Origin of the sequence: Maribacter polysaccharolyticus, assembly GCF_028882255.1 — a bacterium.
Taxonomy (GTDB): domain Bacteria; phylum Bacteroidota; class Bacteroidia; order Flavobacteriales; family Flavobacteriaceae; genus Maribacter_A; species Maribacter_A polysaccharolyticus.
In genome coordinates this window covers 756,165-777,106 of sequence record NZ_JARBUY010000001.1, presented here as the reverse complement: position 1 = coordinate 777,106, position 20,942 = coordinate 756,165, and the positions used below count along the sequence as shown (strand labels likewise).

Genomic DNA, 20,942 nt, shown 5'->3' with positions numbered 1-20,942 from the left:
TTTAATCTTAAATAGGGAATATCATTGTACATATTATGGGGATAGTAAAGGAAAATACAGTTGCCGAAGTGGTTTCCAAAAAATTGGGTTCAGACCATATTTTCAGTAAATATAAAATAGATTTTTGCTGTGGGGGAGGAGTGACCTTGGAAACTGCATGTAAGGAAAAAGGCATAGCCTTTGAGACCTTAAAGCACGAGATTGAGTCGCTGAACAATAAAATCGTCGGTATGCCCAGCTTAACCGATCATGACCTCGGTTCTTTAATGCAGTTGGCAAAAACCGAATACCACCCAACTATTGAACGGAGTTTTAAGGAAATACTACCATTGGCTTCCAAAGTTGCCAATGTCCATGGTGAAAACCATAGTGAGGTAATCACCATAAACGAACTTCTTCAGGAGGCGGGAAAACAGACCGATAGGACGATTGCAAGTACTTTGGATCGCTTTTTTCCGGCAATCGACGATATATTGAGTCTGGATAATCCCAGTGCCGAAATTACTTTTAAACAGATGGAAACACTAAGGGGTGCAATAGACGTGATTACTGCTGAAAAAAGTCCGCTTGTGGATCTGTTCAATAAAATAGCAAACCTATCATCAAACTATACCGTGCCGGAAGACGCCTGTAATTCCTATAGGTCATTATACCAAAACCTACAACAATTAGACTTTGAAGTACATAAGTATATACACTTCGAAAAACATGTTTTAATACCTAAATCTTTAAAAATCATCGAATAATGAATTCATTTTTACCCACTGTGGAAACATTGCCCGACGGGCACCCCATAAAAGTCTATTACGAGGAAGGAGCCTTGATCAATGATCTGTTATTGGAAATTTATGAAGCCGATCCCGTAGCGGATTTTGAGAAGTACTTCAATATTTACAATCAACTTACCACTATAGAAAAACGTTTCGCACGTAAGGAAAATCAGTTATTCCCTTACTTGGAGAAACACGGGTGGAATGGTCCAAGCCAGGGCATGTGGTCTTTTCATGACAATTTAAGAGATCAAATTCGGTTGATCAATACATACAATGCTGAGAGGAATACCAAAAAAATAGTGGATAACCTTCCGTACCTTATCGATGGGATAAAGCGATTGATGGGTATTGAGGATATGCGTTTATTCCCTACGGCAATGGAATTGTTGACAGAGGATGAATGGAAGGAATTTTATCAAGGGGATGAGGAAATTGGTTGGATGTTGTTGGAGAAGCCATCCCCTTATCCAATTGTAGAAGAAACCTATGTACATCCTAGTAAGGACACCAAAAAACGCGATTTATCATTTTCCTTGGAGAACACCTTTCATTATGATGAAGGTTATATGACCCCGGAACAGGTTAATTTATTGTTGCGCTTTCTACCCGTGGACATTACTTATGTAGATGAAAACGATAAAGTGATCTTTTACAATAGGGGCGATGATCGGGTTTTTGCTAGAAGTAAAGGCATTATAGGAAGGGAAGTGCGTTTTTGTCATCCCCCCAAGAGTGTTGATATGGTGCTTAGAATTGTCGATGAATTTAAGGCGGGCACCAAAGATGTCGCTGAATTTTGGTTCAATTTTAAAGGTAGGGTCATACATATCAGGTACTTTGCCATCCGCGATACGGATAAAAACTATAAAGGGGTTATTGAAATGTCGCAGGACATTACCGATATACAAAAGTTGGAAGGACAAAAAAGATTATTGGATTGGGATTGAGTGTTTATTCCTTGTTTCGTTTTAAATAGGATTTATTATCGATGATGCCAAGCCCTGTGATTTGTTTCACGGGGCTTCTTTTATCCTGAGGTTTTGATATCTTCTGCATTTACCAAGTTATTTTCAAATTAACAGGCTTGAGGACATAATCTAGGGTAACTTTTTATAATTTTGCGCCAATGTAACAAGGGTTACGGTTATTCTTTTTCAAGTATCGGAAATTTAACCATCGGTATCATCCTATGGAGAATGAAACCACTAATCCTTTTTAATGATCCCCGGAATGGAAGACATGCTTTTTTATGATAGGATGCAATTTGCGTTCACGATTACCTTTCACTATCTTTTTCCCCAATTGACCATGGGACTTTCCCTGATGATCGTCTATTTCAAATGGAAGTTCTTGCGGTCCAAACTGGAAAAGTATAACGAAGCTGCCAAATTCTGGATGAAGATCTTTGCCCTTAATTTTGCCATGGGCGTGGTTACCGGAATTCCGATGGAGTTTCAATTCGGTACCAACTGGGCGAAGTTTTCCGAGCTGACCGGAGGTATCATCGGGCAGACCTTGGCCATGGAAGGAATGTTCTCCTTCTTTTTGGAGTCCTCTTTTTTGGGATTGTTCCTTTTTGGGGAAAAACTTTTAGGACATAAATTACATTTTGTATCGGGCTTTTTGGTCTTTTTAGGTTCTTGGGCCAGTGGGTTCCTGATTATAGCCACACATTCCTGGATGCAATTCCCGGTGGGTTATGAAATAATGGAAAACGGGAAATTCGTTCTTAATAATTTTTCCGCCCTGTTCTCCAATCCCTGGTTGTGGCCCTCCTACCTGCACAACCAATTGGCTTCGGTCATTACCTCATCTTTCGTGGTTGCTGCCATAGGGGCTTTTTACATCTTGAACAATAAGCATAGTGAGTTTGGTAAATTGTTCGTAAAGACCGGTGTTATTTTCGGACTTGTATCCAGTATTCTGGTTGCCTTCCCAACGGGGGATATGGTTGCCAAGAACGTGGTAAAACACCAGCCGGTGACTTTTGCTGCCATGGAAGGTATTTTTGAGACAGCCGAAGGGGGATCCGAAATCGTGCTGATAGGACAACCCAATATGTTGGAGAAAAAGTTGGATAATAAAATCGCGGTACCCAATATCCTTAGTTTTTTGACCTATCAGGATTGGGAAGCCGAGATCAAGGGATTGAACGAATTCGACCCTAAGGATTACCCGACCAATGTTCCCGGACTCTACTATTCCTACCATATAATGGTCGGGTTGGGAACCATTTTCATAGGACTGATGTTTTTGGCTGCCATTCAATTATATCGAAAGAAATTATATAAAACGAAATGGATATTGTGGTCATTGTTGTTTATGCTTCCATTTCCATATATCGCGAATACCACAGGGTGGTATACTTCCGAATTGGGAAGGCAACCTTGGTTGGTTTACAACCTGTTGCGTACGACTGAAGGGGCTTCCCCCACGGTGTCGGCCGGGAATACGTTGTTCACTTTGCTAGGATTTATCGGTCTTTACTTGCTACTGGGGCTCTTATTTCTAATGCTCGCCGGAAAAATAATCAATAAGGGACCCCATATCATAAAACAGTAATTATGGAATTATTTTGGTATATCGTTTTAGTGACCATGTTGGCCGTCTATGTTATTTTGGATGGCTATGACTTTGGGGCAGGGATCATTCACTTGTTTTTTGCCAAAACCGAAAAGGACAAGAAGGCCATTACCAGTGCCATTGGTCCTTTTTGGGATGCCAATGAGGTTTGGCTGATCGCGGCAGGTGGGGTGTTGTTTTTTGCATTTCCTACCTTGTATGCCTCCTCTTTCAGTGGATTTTATTTGCCATTGATCATGATTTTATGGTTGCTCATTTTTAGGGCTATTGGTCTGGAGTTACGCGGACAGGTCCATAATGCTTTATGGGAATTGATATGGGATAGGGCTTTTGGAGTAGCCAGTTTGCTATTGGCCTTGTTTTTTGGGGTCGCCCTAGGGAATGTGGTCCGAGGTGTTAATTTAGGTATGGTTGAAAATGGTGTATCTACCCAAGAGGCCCATTATTTCTTTTTGCCATTGTGGAATCCTGAATTCAGTCCACAAGCCGAACATTTGGGCATAATCGATTGGTTTACTTTGTTCCTAGGGGTCGTTAGTGTGGTCGCATTGACCATACATGGGGCCAATTGGATCATATACAAAACCAACTCCAGCCTAAATGGTAAATTGAAAAAGGTAGTGTTTGTCCTGAATTTCGTATTGCTTGCCTTGGTCGTTGTTTCCTTATTGAGTTGGCATATCATTGAACCGAACCCTTTTCACAATTTTTTTGAGCATCCGATGTTATGGTTGTTCCCGATAATTACATTCATTGGGTTGTTCGGTATGTTCAAAGTAAGGACATTCAAAAAGGACGGAATGGGATTTTTGTTTTCCTCCCTGTTTCTTTTCGGGGGATTGGCATCGACCGTAGCTTCGATTTTCCCTAAATTATTACCTTCAACCAATACGGTGAACCCGTCATTGACCCTATTTAATATGGCCGCCCATGAATATGGGTTATCGGTGGGTATGAATTGGTTTTTTATCGCTTTGGTTTTGGTTATCGTCTATATGGTGGTCCAATACCGTGTATTTAAAGGTAAAATGGACGATGTAGGCTATGGCGAACATTAATCCAAGAGTAGTACGGTAATAACCTATTCACCGACTTTGTTGCCAAAATCCGGAATAGGGTTATCAGTGTAACAAAAGTGGCAGTATGAGTTCAATTAAAATATAATCTTTACGGTATAGGAATGGATGGTACACATGATCGTAATCATGGCATTTATTTTTAAACGGGATTAATTTTATTGAACAAAAATCAAAAATGGCTAGAATCGTTGTTTTGGGTGCCGGTATATCCGGGCATGTCGCTGCGAGTCATTTACGCAGAAAGCTATCAAAGGAACATACTGTCACAGTTGTAGCTCCCAATAGCAATTATCAATGGATTCCTTCGAATATTTGGGTGGGTATCGGCCGAATGCAACCCAAGGACATTCTTTTCCCTTTGGCTCCCTTGTATAAAAAGAAAGGTATAGCCTTTAAACAGGCCAAGGCGGTCACTTTTCATCCCGAAGGGGATATGGAAACCCAAGACCCCTATATAATGGCCCAATATGTTGCCGGTGATCGTACCGGAACTACAGAAAAGGTCCCCTATGATTATCTTATAAATGCCACAGGCCCAAAATTGGCATTTGATATGACCCAAGGGCTACAACCCGGTACGAATAAAGCGTATTCCGTATGTACCTATACCCATGCCACGGAAGCATGGCATGCCTTGGATCTATTGATCCAAGAGATGAAACAAGGCAAAAAGAAGAAAATATTGATCGGGACCGGTCATGCCAAATCTACCTGCCAAGGGGCTGCTTTCGAATACATACTGAATGTTGAGCAAGAATTGAATAGGCACGGGGTAAGGGATATGGCAGCGTTGACTTGGATTGCCAACGAACCCCAATTGGGGGATTTCGGTATGGACGGAATGTTGCTCAGCTATGGTAGTAATATCATGAAGTCGAGTGAGTTAGTCGAGATGGTGTTCGAAGATCGTGGTATTAAATGGATCATTGGGGCAGGTGTTAATAAAATTGAGGATGGAATCGCCCATTATGAAACCCTGGATGGGGAATACCACACGGAAACCTATGATTTTGCCATGTTGATTCCCGCATTTTCAGGACATGGATTCAAAGCTTTCGACAAGAAGAATAAAGATATTACCGACAAACTCTTTAAAGGATTCATGATCGTTGATGCGGATTACACTCCAAAACCTTATGAGGAATGGTCGGTGCAGGATTGGCCGGAAACCTACCAGAATCCATCTTACGGTAATATCTTCGCTCCAGGCATCGCATTCGCCCCGCCTCATGCCATTTCCAAACCCAGGGTCAGTAAAAACGGTACACCAATATCGCCATCGCCACCACGTACCGGGATGCCATCGGGTATTAAGGCTAAATTGGTCGCCGATAATATTATAGACACCATAAAAAACAAGAAGCCGTCACTACGCCACAAAGGTTCAATGGGGAATATGGGGGCCGCCTGTATAGCGTCTTCCGGGTATGGTTTGACCAAAGGTAGTGGTATTAGTATTACGACATTCCCGATAGTTCCTGATTTTAATAAATACCCGGATACTTATGGCCGACGTTTGGGCAAAACCTTCGGTGAAATAGGTTTGGCCGGACATTGGTTGAAACTGGCCTTACACTTTGCGTTTTTATATAAAGCAAAGATGAAGCCTTTTTGGTGGCTGATTCCAGAATAAAATATATCCAAAATGACACGTAGAATTTCAAAGACTAAACGATTTATAATGATGAACCCCATCATTCAATTCTTTAAGTTCATCTATTTAAGTTTAAAAATATTGGTCATTGTTGCTGGTGGCCATGGGGGAACCCGTAGGGTTGATCAATGACCCCCTTGTTTTTCATTGATTTGTTTGGTTGTTGATGAAAAGGCACTTGCATATTTTCTGTAAGTGCCTTTTTTGTGTAACAAAAGTAACTGTCTGGAATAGATGTTTTTAGGAACTTTATATTCATGGAAATCATTCGGGAAATAATGGGGAAATTTAAAATAGGCGCACTTGTCGTCGTCGTTCTCGGTCTGTGCTTCTCATGTAGTGATGATGAATCGGATGGTACCACTGATGAAGTAGTGGTCGGTACCCTATTGGATGAAGATGAAAAGGCATTGCTGTTTATGTTGGAGGAAGAAAAAATGGCACGGGATACCTATGATTATTTGGGTGGTCTATACGGAATTACCCAATTTTCGAGCATTAAATTGAGTGAACAATCCCATATGGATGCCGTTGCCGATTTGTTGGATTGGTATGGAATTGATTATACCCTGCGGGCGTATGGGGAGTTTGAAAATGAAGAATTACAGGGATTGTACGATCAGCTGATAGAAAAAGGGGAAATCGATGCCATAAATGCACTTCAAGTTGGTGCGACCATAGAAGATCTGGATATCGTTGATCTGCAGGAGTTTATTGATGTAACGACTAACACCAATGTGATAGCGGTATTCGAGAACCTGCAATGTGGCTCCCGCAACCACCTGCGAAGTTTCGTGGGTGCCCTGGAAAGTGCGAACGGAAGTTATGAACCCCTATTTTTGACCTTGGAAGCATATACGGCAATAATTGAAGCGGCCAACGAGCAATGCGGTCAATAGGGTGAATTGGTTAGGTTAAAAAGGTAATGACCGATAATATTTCTTTGTTTTGTTGTTGAAAAAAAGGCACTGCAAAGTTTATGTAAGTGTCTTTTTTATGTAACAAATGTAACTGTAAACCCTTGGGATTATTTACACCTTGTTCCAATAAGGCAATATATTGGGATTTTGAATGATAAATTGATCAGTGCCCATTGGTCAATTTTGTTTGGTTGTTGATTAAAGCACCTGTCTCTTGATGGGTGCTTTTTTGTTTATAATCAGATTGGATTTAAATAGTTGAAGATAAGTTTCTTACATGACTAAGGTCATTTTGGTTTGAGTAGTGTCATCTTACTTTGTAATGTTCTTAACTAAAAATAAATATCATGAAAAAAACAATGTTTTTAGCGGTATTGGTGATTCTGGGAATCACTTTGATAAATGCCCAAGACAGGGATCAGGATCGTATTCAAGATCGGGACCGCACCAATTTGGTCTTGGTTGACGGGGAGATGCTGCAGATCCAAAATCGCGAACAATTGCGATTAATCGACAATGAGACCTTGGCCGATGGTACTATAATACATCCCGATGGTACTTATCAAACCATGGCAGGGGAACGTTTACGCTTAAAAAATGGCGAATGCTTGGATGGTGAAGGTATAAAATACCGTAATGAATATCAGTTTCAATATAAGGTATACGAAGAGAATAGTGGCTTGGCAAAAAACCAAATAGAGGAAGGTAATCGCAATCGTGTACTGTACACAATGGTCGATGGGGAACTGTATAGGATACAAAACCAATACCAACATCGACTACAGCATCAAATCGACCTTGCGGATGGCGGCCATGTAAATCCGGATGGTACCTATCAAACACAAAACCGTAAGCAAATGAAATTGAAAGAGGGGGAATGTTTGAATATGGAAGGCGAGAAGTTCAGGAACTTATTGCAGTACCGAAAAATGGTGGTTCAAAAAAATCAAATGACCAACAAAAAAATGATGAAGAAAACAAGTATTAAAAAACCGGTGATTTCGAAAAAGAAAGGTAAAAAAAGTACTTGAGGATTTTCTCTGGGGGGCTGCCTCGAAATTGTCGATGAGGCGGCCCCTATTATTAAAAAAAATCATGAACAATGAAAACGAAGGGCATAGTTTCCTTGCTTGTTCTTACCATACTTCCAATTGCGTTATTGGCACAGAATAATAAGATAATGGCCGCGGATAAATCCAACCGGGACCAGTCATATTTCCTTGCCGATATAAGTTATATCAGTGATGCGGTATTTATGGGAAGGCGGGATTCGATTTCCGCGCCTTACATTTTCCCTTCAATGGGATATTACGATGCTACGGGCTTTTTTGGTCAAGCATCGGCATCTTACTTGACCCGATCGGAGGAGGGGCGTATCGATCTTTTCTTAATAAGCACCGGTTATACCTTCGATTCGGAAAAATGGAGTGGAGGTATTTCAGGAACGGCTTATTTCTTTAACGGGAACAGTTATAACGTACGTTCCGAAACTATCGGTGATATTACGGGAATATTGGGTTGCGACTTGAAAACTTTGGAAATTACCCTGACAGCAAGTAGCTATTTCAATACATCAAGTTCACCGGATTATTTTACCGGATTGGAGATAGATCGGGTTTTTTATGCAGTGGATAACGATTTATTGATCGATCCCACAATGAGCGTCCATATGGGGTCCCAGTATTTTTACCAAGAGTATTATGCTACAAGTCGGTTGGGGAACAGAAAAGGGAAAGGGCTTGGAACAATGGCCTCCGATTCGAATCCCGCAACAAATTTGGAATTGGTGGAAGCATCCCAATTTAAGCTTTTGAATTTTGAAATCAGTATACCTATCCAATATTATCATGATCGATTCATTTTTTCCTTTACCCCTGCATGGGCATTTCCACAGGGTAATGCAACATTTACTACTGACGATGCCGTTTTTGAAGAGGATTTGACCAATGTGTTTTATTGGTCGGCAGGTATCAGTTACTGGTTCCTTACAAATAAAGGCAAGTAGTTTTTTTCCTTTTTGTAAAGGCAAACTACCGATTATGACGTATTTTAGGGTTTAAATACTAAGTGTATGATATTGCATGATTTTGAATCGGAATTTTCCGTATTGAATCGATTTGTTGCCGAAATCCGTGATGTCGCAATCCAGAAAGACCCTATGCGATTTCGAAGGAATATTGAACGCATTGGGGAGGTTCTTTGTTATGAAATGAGCAAGAGCCTGAATTACGATACCAAAACCGTACAGACCCCTTTCGGTACCAAGGATATCTCTTTACCTATTGATGATCTTGTGCTTTGTTCGGTGTTAAGGGCCGGATTACCATTGCATCAAGGCCTATTGAATTATTTTGACCGTGCTGAGAATGCCTTTATCTCTGCCTATCGACATCACCCCAATGGTGGGGACGACTTTGAAGTCATCGTCAAATATTTCGCGGCCCCCTCTTTGGGCAACAAGACCTTGGTACTTACCGACCCGATGTTGGCCACGGGCAAGACCTTGGAGAATGTGTTGAAGGTATTAAAGACCCACGGTGAACCTAAACAAATACATATCATTTCGGTAATCGGTTCCAGGAGTGGGGTTGAGTATGTGAAGAAAGTCTTTCCGGAAGGTACGCATTTATGGATTGCGGCCATAGATGATCAACTTTCGAATAAAGGATATATACTTCCCGGTATAGGGGATGCAGGTGATTTGTCTTTTGGGGTTAAGTTATAAACCCATACTTTTTGGCGTCAGCTTTGTAGCTGATTCTTGTCAAGCCAGCGTAGGTAACATTTGTTACAAATCAAGGTAACATAAGTTACTGCCAGGTCCTTTGACTACTTATAATTTTACGCCAAATTAATGGTGTAATGAAGAACATACTTTTTATAATTGCCTTTATCATTGCGTTTCAGGGGGTACAAGCCCAAGAAACCGTTTTGATAACCAAGGATGAAGTAATTGCCAATGTACTGAAAGGGAACCACACCCTTAAAATATCCGAACAAGAGGTTTTGGCTGCCAAAGGGGATTATAACCAAACCAATGCCGTTTTACTCCCTAATATCAGCGTCTCGCACACGGCCATGGCGACTACGAACCCCCTAATGGCCTTTGGTTCAAAACTGAACCAAGAAATACTGACCCAAGCCGATTTTGACCCACAAATGCTCAATGATCCATCCCAAATAGAGGATTATGCCACTAGGATAGAAGTACAGCAACCCCTGTTGAATTTTGACGGATTGTATCAGCGTAAAGCCGCGAAGGCCAAATTAACGGCCACCCAACTCCAAGCAGAACGTAAACAGGATTATATACGGTTAATGGTAGATAAGGCCTATATGCAGTTGCAATTGTCCTATAAAACGGTACAGGTCTTACAAAAAGCCAAGGAGGCAGCCCTCGAGAATAAAAGATTGGCGGATAACAGTTTTAAGCAAGGCTACTTGCAAAAATCGGATGTCTTGGCTGTTCAGGTCCGGGTTACCGAAATCGATAACCAATTGCAATATGCACAAAGTAATATAATGAACGCATCGAACCAACTTTCGGTTTTGATGCACGATGTGAGTTACCGGATTTTACAACCGGTAGATTCCCTGACCATTATCGCCCATGAGGTCGATTTTGAGAACTTGCCGGAGAACAGGAAGGACGTTCTTGCCATGTCTTCCGCTGCAGAAGCCTATAAACAAATGTATAGGTCCGATAAAATGGGCTTTTTGCCACGATTGAATGCCTTTGGTACCTATGAACTGCATGACGATGAAGTGTTTCAAGGGGATGCCGATGGCTATATGTTCGGAGCCCAGCTGAAGTGGGATCTATTCGAAGGTTCTAAACGCTTTGGTAAAGTAAAGAAAAGTAGGGCCGAGTATGAAAAATCGAAATTGGAACTTAATCAATATAAAGCAGAAAGTCAGGTTGAGCTGAATAGGGCCAAACGTATGCTTCAAGATGCGAAAAACAACTTGGAGCTTACGGCTCTGGCCTTAGCACAATCCGGGGAATCGCTTCGTATTCGGACCAATCGATTTGAACAGGGTCTGGAAAAAACCACGGATCTATTAATGGCAGAAACACAATATGCCCAAAAACAATTGGAATATTATGCAACCATTTTTCAACATAATTATGCCGTGGCATATGTAAGGTTTTTAACCAAAGAATAATTCAACAGCAAAAAATAAAGATCAAAATGAAGAATATAATAATCATAGGATTGTTTTCCCTTTCAGTTATAATGTCCGGTTGTGGAGACGGGAATAAGAAGGCCGTGGCCGATACTTCACCGGCAGTGAATGTTTCGGTTAATTCGGTATCAAATGAAAGCAGCGCTACTTTCTTATCCACCAGTGGAAAGGTAGAGGCCGTGAACAGTGCCAATTTGAGTACCCGAATGATGGGGTTTGTCGATAAGATCTATGTGAACGTAGGGGATAGGGTCAACAAAGGACAGCAGTTGATCAGTATCAGTGAAGCGGATCTGTCTGCGAAATTAGCCCAGGTCAATGCGGGGATTACCGAAGCTACCGCAGCGTATGACAATGCTGAAAAAGATTATAACCGCTATACGGCCTTGTTCAAAGAAAATAGTGCTTCCCAAAAAGAGCTCGATGACATAACGGCAAATTACAATATGGCCAAAGCTCGGTTGGAAGCTGCCAGGCAAATGAAAAATGAGGTGAATGCACAGTTTTCATATGCCAATATCCGAGCACCTTTTAATGGGATAGTGACCAATAAGTTTATTAAAGAGGGTGATATGGCCAACCCGGGAATGCCGTTGTTGGAGGTTGAGTCTCCTGGAAAATTCCAAGTATTGGCTATGGTGCCCGAATCCGAAATCCTGAATATCAAACCCGATACCGAGGTAGCGGTGGTATTGAAATCCTTGAATACCACGGTAAAGGGCAAAGTGATGGAGATCAGTACTTCGGCCAAAAATACCGGAGGGCAATATATGGTGAAAGTGGTCTTGGATAAGACCGATGGGAAAATATTATCGGGAATGTACGCTACGGTACGTTTTCCTTTGGCCCCAAAAGAAAATGTACAATCCGTGATGATACCGAAAGAGGCTATTGTCACCAATGGGGAATTGACCGGTATTTACACGGTGAGCCAGAGCAATACGGCTTTATTGAGATGGCTGCGGCTGGGAAGGACCATAGGGGATCAAGTAGAAGTGCTATCGGGCTTGTCACCAGAGGAACAATATATAATTTCCTCGGAAGGAAAATTGTATAACGGAGCGAGGATCAATATCCAATAGGTAATGCGCAAGGCCCGTAAAATGACGGGAATCAAGCCCATTTAGGGGTTCCTTTCAAAAGGGAACGCCAAAAAACTTAATAATCAAAAGCATGAAAGAAGGATTAGCTGGTAAAATCGCCAAATTATTCATAGGTTCCAAATTAACGGTCCTTTTGATGATCGTATTCATGGTCATCGGGGTATATAGCTCCTTTTTAATTCCAAGGGAAGAGGAGCCACAGATCGATGTGCCCATGGCAGACATCTTTGTGGGGTATCCGGGGGCAAGTCCGACCGAAGTCGAATCCCGGGTGACAAAACCCCTTGAAAAGCTCATCTCCAATATTAAGGGAGTTGAATATGTCTATTCGACCTCGATGGAAGAGAAGGGCATGGTCATTGTCCAGTTTTATGTCGGGGAGGATATTGAGCGTTCATTCGTAAAACTCTATAACGAAATCAATAAGCATATGGATATCATGCCAGAGGGCGTTACGTTTCCTTTGGTGAAAACACGGGCTATCGATGATGTGCCGATGCTTGCGCTTACTTTATGGAGCGAAACTTACGATGATTATCGTATTAAACAGATTGCACAGGAACTGACCGATGAGATCGAAAAGATCAATGACGTTTCGGCAACCCAGGAAATCGGGGGTAGAAGTCGGCAATTACGGGTAGTATTGGATAAGGAAAAGATGGCCGAGAGCGGATTGGATTTCCTTACCGTGGCCCAAATGATCAAGGCGAATAACCAGCAATTGAGCGGGGGTTCTTTTGATAAAAGTGATACTGAATTTATGGTGACCACAGGGAAATTTTTGGAAACCATGGAAGATGTCGGGGATTTAGTCGTTGGTATTCAGCAGAATAGGCCAATTTACCTAAAGCAAATAGCAAGTATCAAAGATGGTCCTGAGATTCCTAAGGATTATGTGGCCCTGGGTTTTGGTCAGGCCAGCGAAAAAGCTGCTGCTTTTAATTCGGAGTATCCTGCAGTCACCATTTCCATTGCAAAACGAAAAGGGGCCGATGCCATGAAGATTTCCGATATCATCTTGGATAAGGTAACTCACTTGAAGAAGAATTTGATTCCCGATGATGTCCATGTGGAGGTTACCCGTAATTATGGGGAAACAGCTTCCCATAAGGTATCGGAATTATTGATGCACCTGATCGGGGCCATCATTGCCGTGACCTTCGTGGTAATGCTGGCCATGGGCTGGCGTGGTGGTCTGGTGGTATTCCTGTCTGTTCCCATAACCTTTGCCTTGACCTTATTGAGTTATTATATGCTCGATTATACATTAAACCGAATTACGCTTTTTGCTTTGGTTTTCGTTACGGGTATAGTGGTCGATGACTCGATCATCATTGCGGAGAATATGCACCGCCATTTTAAAATGAAGCGACTCCCCTTTAAACAGGCGGCCTTATATGCGATCAATGAAGTAGGTAACCCCACTATTTTGGCTACTTTCACGGTTATCGCATCGGTATTGCCCATGGCCTTTGTATCGGGTTTGATGGGGCCATATATGAGTCCGATGCCGATAGGTGCCTCCATTGCCATGTTGTTGTCACTCTTCGTCGCTTTGACGATTACCCCCTATTTGGGATATATCTTTCTTAGGGAAAAGGAGAAAAAAGGGGAAGAAGCCCAAGAAGAGAAGCCCATGCAGGATTCTTTTATTTATCGCATGTATGAAAAGTTTGAAAAACCCTTAATAGAGAATAAGACCAAAAGATGGATGTTTTTGGGAATTACCTTTTTCTTGTTACTGGCATCGGTTGGTTTGTTCTTCACCAAATCGGTGGCCGTGAAAATGTTGCCTTTTGATAACAAGAACGAATTTCAGGTGGTCATCGATATGCCTGAGGGGACCACTTTGGAAAGGACGGGGGTTGTCGCCAAGGAGGTTGCACAGTATTTGGCCACACGCCCCGAAGTGGTCAACTACCAAACCTATGTGGGCACCTCCGCCCCGATAACCTTCAACGGACTGGTGCGACATTATGACCTAAGGGGAGGGAGCAATATGGCCGATATTCAGGTTAATTTAATCGACAAAGGCGAACGTAGCGAACAAAGTCATGAAATTGCAAGTTTGTTACGTCCCGAAATACAGCGGATTGGAAAGAAATTCAATGCGAATATAAAGGTAGTTGAAGTGCCACCAGGACCTCCTGTAATGTCGACTATCGTAGGTGAAATTTATGGTCCCGACTACGACAAGCAGGTCGATATTGCCAATCAGGTTCAGGAAATTCTAAAAAATACCGATGATGTTGTAGATGTCGATTGGATGGTGGAGGCCGACCAAGTGGAATATGAATTCATCATTGATAAGGAAAAAGCGATGTTATACGGGGTGTCACCCCAACAAATTGCCCATACGATGAATATGGCTTTGTCAGAACGGGCAGTTGCCACCTTGTACGACGAAGATGCCGTAAATCAAGTCGGATTGATTTTGGCCTTGGAGGAAAAGGAAAAATCGACCATTGGTGATATCGCCCAGTTAAAGGTCAAATCACAATTGGGCAAGATGATAACCATAGGTGAATTGGTTGAAATACGGCCAACCACTAGGGCCAAAAGTATATACCGTAAAAACCAAAAACGGGTGGTTTATGTCATGGCCGATATGGCCGGGGAATTGGAAAGTCCCGTATATGCCATTTTAGGAATGACCGACAAGTTGAAACAGATTAACCTGCCCGAAGGTTATTCCATTGATGAACTGTATATAAAACAACCCGATTTTGAGGATGATTATACGGTAAAATGGGATGGGGAATGGCAAATTACCCTAGAAGTATTCCGGGATCTGGGAATCGCTTTTTTAGGGGTCATTGTGATTATTTATATTTTGATCGTAGGTTGGTTCCAGAACTTTAAGGCGCCGGTGGTCATGATGGTGGCAATACCCCTTTCTTTAGTGGGTATAGTTTTGGGACACTGGATGTTGGGGGCATTTTTTACGGCCACGTCCTTTATCGGTATGATTGCACTGGCAGGGATCATGGTAAGGAATTCCGTACTGTTGATCGATTTTGTAAACCTACGTCTGGCGGAAGGTATCCCCATTAAACAGGCGGTCATTGAGGCAGGTGCCGTACGTACGACCCCTATTTTGTTGACGGCCGGTACGGTGGTAATCGGGGCTTTTGTGATTCTATTTGACCCTATTTTCCAAGGATTGGCCATTTCACTTATGGGAGGTACGATTGTATCGACCGTTTTGACACTGTTGGTGGTGCCATTGGTGTATTATATGATCGAACGTAAGAATTACAAATAAGAGGAAGAAAATGGAGTTTCCTAGGTTAGGGTTTTGTAAGGATGTTACCTAAGATAGGAAAGGTGGTATTCCTAAATTGAGGGCACAGCTGTAGGGCGCGTTCCCTGTTTTGGATGGATTCATTTAGTAATGTTTAAAAAGATGTAAACGTATGAAGCTATTAATGGTTACTGTTGTAGAACAGTATGAAAAGCAGGTGATGGACCTTTTTAAAAAGGCCGGGATCGAGAACTTCAGTGGTTCTGATATTGACGGATATAAGAACCCCATCTCCCTAGTGATGAGATCGACGTGGTTTCCGAATGTAAAAGGAGGCGTAGAGTCGAGTTTGTTTTTTTCATTCACCGCTGCCGATAAGATCGATGTGCTTTTTGAATTGATCAAAGCATTCAATGAAAATTTGGAAACCGACAACCCGATTAAGGCGGTCGTTGTTCCAATTGAGCGAAGTATATAAATTAAATCAAAAAAATTGAATCTCATGTTGAATACATATTTTAGGGTTATCGTAGGTTGTTTTATTTTATTGAGTGTTGCATTGGCCATTTATGTGAACATCAACTGGTTGTGGTTTACGGCGTTCATAGGTGTCAATATGATACAATCCGCCTTTACCAAATGGTGTTTGTTGGAATCGATATTATTGAAACTTGGGGTTAAGAAATAAGAAGGCAAAAATTGTTCGGTACACCTTTTGGGACGATTGTCCCATCAGTCGATGTCCGGTTTAAACATGTTTCCTCGGTTCGGTGCTCCGTGACGTTGATTGAAAAAATCCTTCATCGGTAGGGGGGAGGTAATCAAATGAATCGAATTCCCATGTATTGCAAAATCAAGGGTACATACCTACGCCCTTTCGTCATGCCTACGATCCATAGGGTTTACGGTCATGTAAAGGGCATTTTCCATAGGTTTATAAAAAGACTCGGAATGTTATCATATTTTGTCAAACCATGACTCTAAATTCACTATCATACGATATTTAGGGATTAATTCTTTAAATTGCTTAGGCTCACGAAGATTAAAGACATTGTCCAAATGAAGGAGTTAGGTCCTTTTTTAGGTATTGGTATCTTGGGGTTATGCATTGATTCAAAATTGGCCTAAGTATGGTGGATATTCTAAAAAAAATACACAGGGAAATCGTTACGTTGTCTTCCGAAGATAGTTTTTTGGTTGAAGACAGGACCAAGGAATTTTTTGATTATCCCATACATTACCATCCGGAGTACGAGCTTAATTTCATTTTAAATGGCAAAGGGGTACGTAGGATCATTGGGGACAGTATGGAAGAGATAGATGATGTCGAATTGGTTTTGGTAGGTCCCAATCTATATCATGTATGGGAAAAGCATGTATGTGCCAATACGAAAATCAGGGAAGTGACCATCCAGTTCCAAATCGATTTGTTTGAAGAGGGTTTCTTGCACCGAAGTGTAATGAGGCCCATAAGGGAAATGTTTGATAGAAGTACACACGGCATCCTGTTTTCCAAAGAAGTGTCGTTGTCGATCAAGGACAGGATTTTGAAAGTCGCAAAAATGGATGGAATGGATAATTTCATGGAAATGCTTTCCATCCTTTATGATTTGGCGATATCAAGAAACCAACGCTTACTTTCCACATTGACCCCGGAGCCCCCTAATTTGGAACACAGTAAGAAAATCAAGAAGTTATACGAGTTCGTACAACAGAATTATGCGCGAAAGATAACATTGACCGAAGCTGCGGATCTGGTGAATATGAGCAGTGTGTCCTTCAATAGGTTTATAAAGAAAAGGACAGGGAAAACTTTTGTGGATTATTTGAATGAGGTGCGGATCGGATATGCCTCCAAATTCTTGGTCGAGCGCGATTTGGCCATTTCGGAAATAGCCTTTATATGCGGTTTCAACAGCATCGCCAATTTCAATAGGGTATTTAAAAAGAACAAAAATCGGACCCCAACCAAGTTCCGGGAAGATTTTTCAGGAATTAAACGCATCCTGTAAATTCCATACCTCCTTTTTGGTCCCGTTCATGACTAAAAATGGTCTACGTGGAACATGCGGTTTCATATGCCCACGGAATTTTTTTTAATAGCCAACCCGATCATGGAATCTGCGGTGCCGTAATATAGGAACCACTGGTTCTTAAAATAAACGAGACCTTCAATAAAAGTTGTGCCGGCCTTATATTGTCCGGTGATTTCATGGGGAAGATCCGGACAGATAAATGGGTTTTCCAATCGTGCCAAAACCTTGGTAGGGTCGTCTTTGTCAAAGAGTACCTGTCCTCCGCAATAGGTGCCCTCGGGTACCTTGTCAGTGGCACCTTCCCCGTTCAGATTCTTGCCGTTGTACAGTAGTAGAATACCATTTTGGGTATAAAGGGCAGGAGGTCCGGGTTCGGTCAAGTGACTGTCGAATTCGTAGGGGGAGGGTTTAAAGACTTGAAGGGGTTCCCCATTTTTATCGAGTATGGGTTCCCAATCGATGCCGTTATCCGATTGGGCAAGATTTACAAAGAGTTCTCCCCAATACATAAGATACTTTCCGTTGATTTTCTTCGCGACCAGTTTTCCATTGATCAATTCGGTCACTATGGATCCCGATTTGCTCCAAATATCAAGAAACCTTCCGTCATGGGCCGTTTCAAAAACAGGACCGTGTTTGGTCCATTTTCTAAGGTCTTTGGAGGTTGCACTCGAGAGTCGGGCCACTTTCTTGTTCCAACTTGTATAAAGCATGATATAAGTACCTTCAGGGGTTTCTACGATCCGTGGGTCCTCAACGCCCCCTGGATGATCCCACAGGCTGTACGTGTCGTTATCGGGATAGAGTACAGGGGTCGGGAATTTGTCGAAATGAATTCCGTCAGTACTATATGCAAGACCGATCCGGGATGTTCTTTCCCCTAAAATGGCTTTAGGATTGTCTTCGGCCCTAAAAAGTAAAAAAACCGTGTCGTTCCTGACAATGGCGCCCGGATTGAAGACATCGGCTTTTTGCCATTGTACTTCTTTGTTCGAAATCGGGTCTAGGAACGTATAACTGGCGTCGGCCACCATAATCGGATTTAGGGTGGTTTTTTTGAACCCGAGCATCCAATTTAAGGAAATAGGGTCACTTGTTTGATCGGTAGTGACCTTTTTTTCCTTACAGGAAAGGAAACTTACCAGGGCGAGAATAAGGACAAGACCACTAAGAACGCGTTTTTTCATTAGAACTTTGATATCTTTCGGTTTTGATCGAACAAAGAATTATATGTAACTTGGACATTCTTATTTCAATCTATTAAATATAACGGAATCAAATCTTCAAACAGCAATATGGGTCGATTATTTTTAATTTTCAGTTTGATCTTAATTTATAATTGTAAGGAAATAAAGGGAAAAACGGAATCCGTCCTACCTCCAAAGGATGTTGAAATGACCACAAAAGTTGAAAAGGACGTTACGGAAAAATTCAGGTCTTTCGAGGGTTTGGCAGATACTACCTTTGTGCGTTTGGCAGATTTTGATGACGGTTTTGCCTTTGACATGCGTTATGCCACGACCAATAATTTTCTTAAGGCCAAGGTGTATGAGTGTGCCGAATGTTACACCCGTGTAAAGACGGCAAAAGCCCTTTTAAAAGCGAATAAGGAGTTTAGGACAAAAGGGGTCAAGATAAAATTCTTTGATTGTTATAGGCCCAATTCGGTGCAATACAAAATGTGGGATATCGTTCCGAATCCCCAATATGTGGCAGATCCTGTAAAGGGGTCCATACACAATAAAGGTGGGGCCGTGGATATTACCCTGGTAACCTTGGATGGGAAAGAATTGGATATGGGTACGGATTTCGATTATTTTGGAAAAAGGGCCTATCATGACAATCTGGATTTGCCTCAAAATATATTGGATAACCGGAAATTATTGAAAGAAACCATGGAAAAACATGGCTTTTGGTCTATACGAACCGAATGGTGGCATTATAACCTTACCTCAGGTTCGAACGATAAGGTGGCCGATTTTAAGTGGGAATGTAACTAGGTCAAATCAAGGGGATATGAAATCTATATTACTGAGTGTTCCATTTCTATTTTTCAATATGATGATAGCCCAAGACACCATTATGCCACTATGGCCAAAAGATAATGTTCCAAATCACATACCTTTCGACGAACGGGAAATACGGGAATACAAGGATATTTTATATGTACGTAAGGTTCAAGAGCCATCGTTGGAGGTCTATCTTCCCTCAGAACGGAATGCCATAGGTACGGCAATGGTCATTTTCCCGGGTGGGGGTTATCAGGTATTGGCCTATGATTGGGAAGGTTCCGATATCGCCAAATATTTAAATGGAAAAGGGATTGCCGCCATGGTCGTAAAATACCGGCTTCCGTCCGATGTCTCACAAAAGGAGAAGTACAAAGTGCCTTTGATGGATGCACAACGCGCTATGCGGTTGGTGCGTAGTAAAGCAGGGGATTTTCACATAGACCCCAAAAAGATAGGTATTATCGGTTTTTCCGCCGGGGGACATTTGGCGGCGACATTGGGTACGCATTTTGAAGATCAGGTGTATGCCAAGATGGATGATGTGGACCTTTTAAGTGCCCGACCTGACTTTATGGTTTTGGGGTATCCGGTGATTACTTTCGGTGAATTTGCCCATTCCGGATCCAGAAAGGCTTTGTTAGGGGATAACCCAACCGCGGAAATGATCGATTATTTTTCCAATGAAAAACAGGTGACCGTAAATACACCCCCTACTTTTTTGTTCCATGCCACCGATGATGGGGCGGTACCTGTTGAGAACAGCTTGTTGTTTTACAAAGCTTTAAAGGATAAGGGCGTTTCCGCAACAATGCATATCTATCCGAAAGGTGGGCATGGATTTTCCTTGGCACTTAAGGATAAACTCCTGAGGGGATGGACCGAACGTATGTTCGAATGGATGGAAAGTCTTAAGGAGTAAAAATATTTCTATAAAACATAGATGTTAATTTGTCTAACTTTTATATTTTTGCATTCCTAATTCGGGATGTGGCGCAGTCCGGTAGCGCACACGGCTGGGGGCCGTGTGGTCGCAGGTTCAAATCCTGTCATCCCGACCAAGCAGAAAAGTGATTTGCATTAGCAAATCACTTTTTTTGTTTCCAATGGAGCCAAACCCTGTTTGTGCGAACATGGGAAGCAAAAAAAGGAGGAAGACGCTAGCCTTCACTTTTCTATTTTCAGTGAGGGTTTTTAAGGATTCTTTAAATCCTGTCCTGGGAGGTTTGCCAAACCCAGTTTGGGTGAGTTGAAGGAGACAAAAAAAGGGAGAAGGCGCTAGCCTTCACTTTTCTATTTTCAGTGAGGGTTTTTAAGGATTCTTTAAATCCTGTCCTGGGAGGTTTGCCAAAC

At 42.0% G+C, this 20,942-nt stretch carries 19 protein-coding genes and 1 tRNA gene; 19 read left to right on the top strand and 1 reads right to left on the bottom strand.

What is annotated here, in order from left to right:
• The first annotated feature begins 35 nt into the window (after positions 1-35).
• The 16 genes from PHU20_RS03475 (at position 36) to PHU20_RS03400 (ending at position 17,556) form a co-directional block, all read left to right on the top strand.
• The gene (locus PHU20_RS03475) at positions 36-746 is read left to right on the top strand and encodes a DUF542 domain-containing protein (RefSeq protein ID WP_274823948.1); all 711 of its coding nucleotides are present in this window, start codon (positions 36-38) and stop codon (positions 744-746) included.
• Complete coding sequence (locus tag PHU20_RS03470; protein WP_274823947.1) at positions 746-1,720, top strand: DUF438 domain-containing protein; 975 nt, start codon at positions 746-748, stop codon at positions 1,718-1,720. Before PHU20_RS03475 ends, PHU20_RS03470 begins: the two co-directional genes overlap by 1 nt.
• 283 nt (positions 1,721-2,003) lie before the next feature.
• Entirely contained in the window at positions 2,004-3,335 is a 1,332-nt protein-coding gene (locus tag PHU20_RS03465) for a cytochrome ubiquinol oxidase subunit I (RefSeq protein ID WP_274823946.1), read from the top strand.
• A 2-nt stretch (positions 3,336-3,337) separates the two neighbouring features.
• Positions 3,338-4,414, top strand: a complete 1,077-nt coding sequence (gene cydB / locus PHU20_RS03460) for a cytochrome d ubiquinol oxidase subunit II (RefSeq protein WP_274823945.1) — start codon at positions 3,338-3,340, stop codon at positions 4,412-4,414.
• A 196-nt stretch (positions 4,415-4,610) separates the two neighbouring features.
• A complete protein-coding gene (locus PHU20_RS03455) occupies positions 4,611-6,068 on the top strand; it encodes an NAD(P)/FAD-dependent oxidoreductase (RefSeq protein WP_274823944.1) in 1,458 nt (485 codons plus the stop codon).
• A gap of 12 nt (positions 6,069-6,080) precedes the next feature.
• Entirely contained in the window at positions 6,081-6,221 is a 141-nt protein-coding gene (locus tag PHU20_RS03450) for a hypothetical protein (protein ID WP_274823943.1), read from the top strand.
• Positions 6,222-6,367: 146 nt separating this feature from the next.
• Entirely contained in the window at positions 6,368-6,988 is a 621-nt protein-coding gene (locus PHU20_RS03445) for a DUF2202 domain-containing protein (RefSeq protein WP_274823942.1), read from the top strand.
• Positions 6,989-7,356: 368 nt separating this feature from the next.
• The gene (locus PHU20_RS03440) at positions 7,357-8,040 is read left to right on the top strand and encodes a DUF6799 domain-containing protein (protein WP_274823941.1); all 684 of its coding nucleotides are present in this window, start codon (positions 7,357-7,359) and stop codon (positions 8,038-8,040) included.
• Positions 8,041-8,111: 71 nt separating this feature from the next.
• Positions 8,112-9,014 (top strand): hypothetical protein, encoded by a 903-nt coding sequence (locus PHU20_RS03435; protein WP_274823940.1) that lies wholly within the window; start codon positions 8,112-8,114, stop codon positions 9,012-9,014.
• A 66-nt stretch (positions 9,015-9,080) separates the two neighbouring features.
• Positions 9,081-9,734 carry a uracil phosphoribosyltransferase gene (gene upp / locus PHU20_RS03430; protein WP_274823939.1) on the top strand — a complete coding sequence of 218 codons (654 nt, stop codon included), beginning with the start codon at positions 9,081-9,083 and terminating at the stop codon, positions 9,732-9,734.
• A 137-nt stretch (positions 9,735-9,871) separates the two neighbouring features.
• Positions 9,872-11,176 carry a TolC family protein gene (locus PHU20_RS03425; protein WP_274823938.1) on the top strand — a complete coding sequence of 435 codons (1,305 nt, stop codon included), beginning with the start codon at positions 9,872-9,874 and terminating at the stop codon, positions 11,174-11,176.
• 26 nt (positions 11,177-11,202) lie between these two features.
• Positions 11,203-12,279, top strand: a complete 1,077-nt coding sequence (locus PHU20_RS03420) for an efflux RND transporter periplasmic adaptor subunit (protein ID WP_274823937.1) — start codon at positions 11,203-11,205, stop codon at positions 12,277-12,279.
• 91 nt (positions 12,280-12,370) lie between these two features.
• On the top strand, positions 12,371-15,565 hold the full coding sequence (locus PHU20_RS03415; RefSeq protein ID WP_274823936.1) for an efflux RND transporter permease subunit: 3,195 nt from the start codon (positions 12,371-12,373) through the stop codon (positions 15,563-15,565).
• Positions 15,566-15,716: 151 nt separating this feature from the next.
• On the top strand, positions 15,717-16,022 hold the full coding sequence (locus tag PHU20_RS03410; RefSeq protein ID WP_274823935.1) for a hypothetical protein: 306 nt from the start codon (positions 15,717-15,719) through the stop codon (positions 16,020-16,022).
• A gap of 24 nt (positions 16,023-16,046) precedes the next feature.
• Positions 16,047-16,232, top strand: coding sequence for a YgaP family membrane protein (locus PHU20_RS03405; protein ID WP_274823934.1), 186 nt, complete (start codon positions 16,047-16,049; stop codon positions 16,230-16,232).
• A gap of 442 nt (positions 16,233-16,674) precedes the next feature.
• Entirely contained in the window at positions 16,675-17,556 is an 882-nt protein-coding gene (locus tag PHU20_RS03400) for a helix-turn-helix domain-containing protein (protein WP_274823933.1), read from the top strand.
• A gap of 62 nt (positions 17,557-17,618) precedes the next feature.
• Here PHU20_RS03400 and PHU20_RS03395 read toward each other — a convergent pair whose 3' ends face one another.
• Positions 17,619-18,767: a glycoside hydrolase family 130 protein gene (locus PHU20_RS03395; protein WP_274823932.1), complete on the bottom strand. Its 1,149-nt coding sequence runs from the start codon at positions 18,765-18,767 to the stop codon at positions 17,619-17,621.
• Positions 18,768-18,974: 207 nt separating this feature from the next.
• On the opposite strand from PHU20_RS03395, the gene PHU20_RS03390 reads away from it, so the two are divergent.
• The 3 genes from PHU20_RS03390 (at position 18,975) to PHU20_RS03380 (ending at position 20,650) form a co-directional block, all read left to right on the top strand.
• Positions 18,975-19,580 (top strand): M15 family metallopeptidase, encoded by a 606-nt coding sequence (locus tag PHU20_RS03390; protein ID WP_274823931.1) that lies wholly within the window; start codon positions 18,975-18,977, stop codon positions 19,578-19,580.
• 16 nt (positions 19,581-19,596) lie between these two features.
• Positions 19,597-20,511: an alpha/beta hydrolase gene (locus tag PHU20_RS03385; protein WP_274823930.1), complete on the top strand. Its 915-nt coding sequence runs from the start codon at positions 19,597-19,599 to the stop codon at positions 20,509-20,511.
• Positions 20,512-20,573: 62 nt separating this feature from the next.
• Positions 20,574-20,650 (top strand) — tRNA-Pro (locus PHU20_RS03380).
• The last annotated feature ends 292 nt before the right edge of the window (positions 20,651-20,942 follow it).

Bases quoted from the DNA above. Each gene is read 5' to 3' on its own strand.
- PHU20_RS03405 (WP_274823934.1), top strand. From the start codon at position 16,047: ATGTTGAATACATATTTTAGGGTTATCGTAGGTTGTTTTATTTTATTG.
- PHU20_RS03395 (WP_274823932.1), bottom strand. From the start codon at position 18,767: ATGAAAAAACGCGTTCTTAGTGGTCTTGTCCTTATTCTCGCCCTGGTA.
- PHU20_RS03400 (WP_274823933.1), top strand. From the start codon at position 16,675: ATGGTGGATATTCTAAAAAAAATACACAGGGAAATCGTTACGTTGTCT.
- upp (WP_274823939.1), top strand. From the start codon at position 9,081: ATGATATTGCATGATTTTGAATCGGAATTTTCCGTATTGAATCGATTT.
- PHU20_RS03470 (WP_274823947.1), top strand. From the start codon at position 746: ATGAATTCATTTTTACCCACTGTGGAAACATTGCCCGACGGGCACCCC.
- PHU20_RS03445 (WP_274823942.1), top strand. From the start codon at position 6,368: ATGGGGAAATTTAAAATAGGCGCACTTGTCGTCGTCGTTCTCGGTCTG.
- PHU20_RS03410 (WP_274823935.1), top strand. From the start codon at position 15,717: ATGAAGCTATTAATGGTTACTGTTGTAGAACAGTATGAAAAGCAGGTG.
- PHU20_RS03465 (WP_274823946.1), top strand. From the start codon at position 2,004: ATGGAAGACATGCTTTTTTATGATAGGATGCAATTTGCGTTCACGATT.
- PHU20_RS03415 (WP_274823936.1), top strand. From the start codon at position 12,371: ATGAAAGAAGGATTAGCTGGTAAAATCGCCAAATTATTCATAGGTTCC.
- PHU20_RS03385 (WP_274823930.1), top strand. From the start codon at position 19,597: ATGAAATCTATATTACTGAGTGTTCCATTTCTATTTTTCAATATGATG.
- cydB (WP_274823945.1), top strand. From the start codon at position 3,338: ATGGAATTATTTTGGTATATCGTTTTAGTGACCATGTTGGCCGTCTAT.
- PHU20_RS03475 (WP_274823948.1), top strand. From the start codon at position 36: ATGGGGATAGTAAAGGAAAATACAGTTGCCGAAGTGGTTTCCAAAAAA.
- PHU20_RS03390 (WP_274823931.1), top strand. From the start codon at position 18,975: ATGACCACAAAAGTTGAAAAGGACGTTACGGAAAAATTCAGGTCTTTC.
- PHU20_RS03420 (WP_274823937.1), top strand. From the start codon at position 11,203: ATGAAGAATATAATAATCATAGGATTGTTTTCCCTTTCAGTTATAATG.
- PHU20_RS03435 (WP_274823940.1), top strand. From the start codon at position 8,112: ATGAAAACGAAGGGCATAGTTTCCTTGCTTGTTCTTACCATACTTCCA.
- PHU20_RS03425 (WP_274823938.1), top strand. From the start codon at position 9,872: ATGAAGAACATACTTTTTATAATTGCCTTTATCATTGCGTTTCAGGGG.
- PHU20_RS03455 (WP_274823944.1), top strand. From the start codon at position 4,611: ATGGCTAGAATCGTTGTTTTGGGTGCCGGTATATCCGGGCATGTCGCT.
- PHU20_RS03450 (WP_274823943.1), top strand. From the start codon at position 6,081: ATGACACGTAGAATTTCAAAGACTAAACGATTTATAATGATGAACCCC.
- PHU20_RS03440 (WP_274823941.1), top strand. From the start codon at position 7,357: ATGAAAAAAACAATGTTTTTAGCGGTATTGGTGATTCTGGGAATCACT.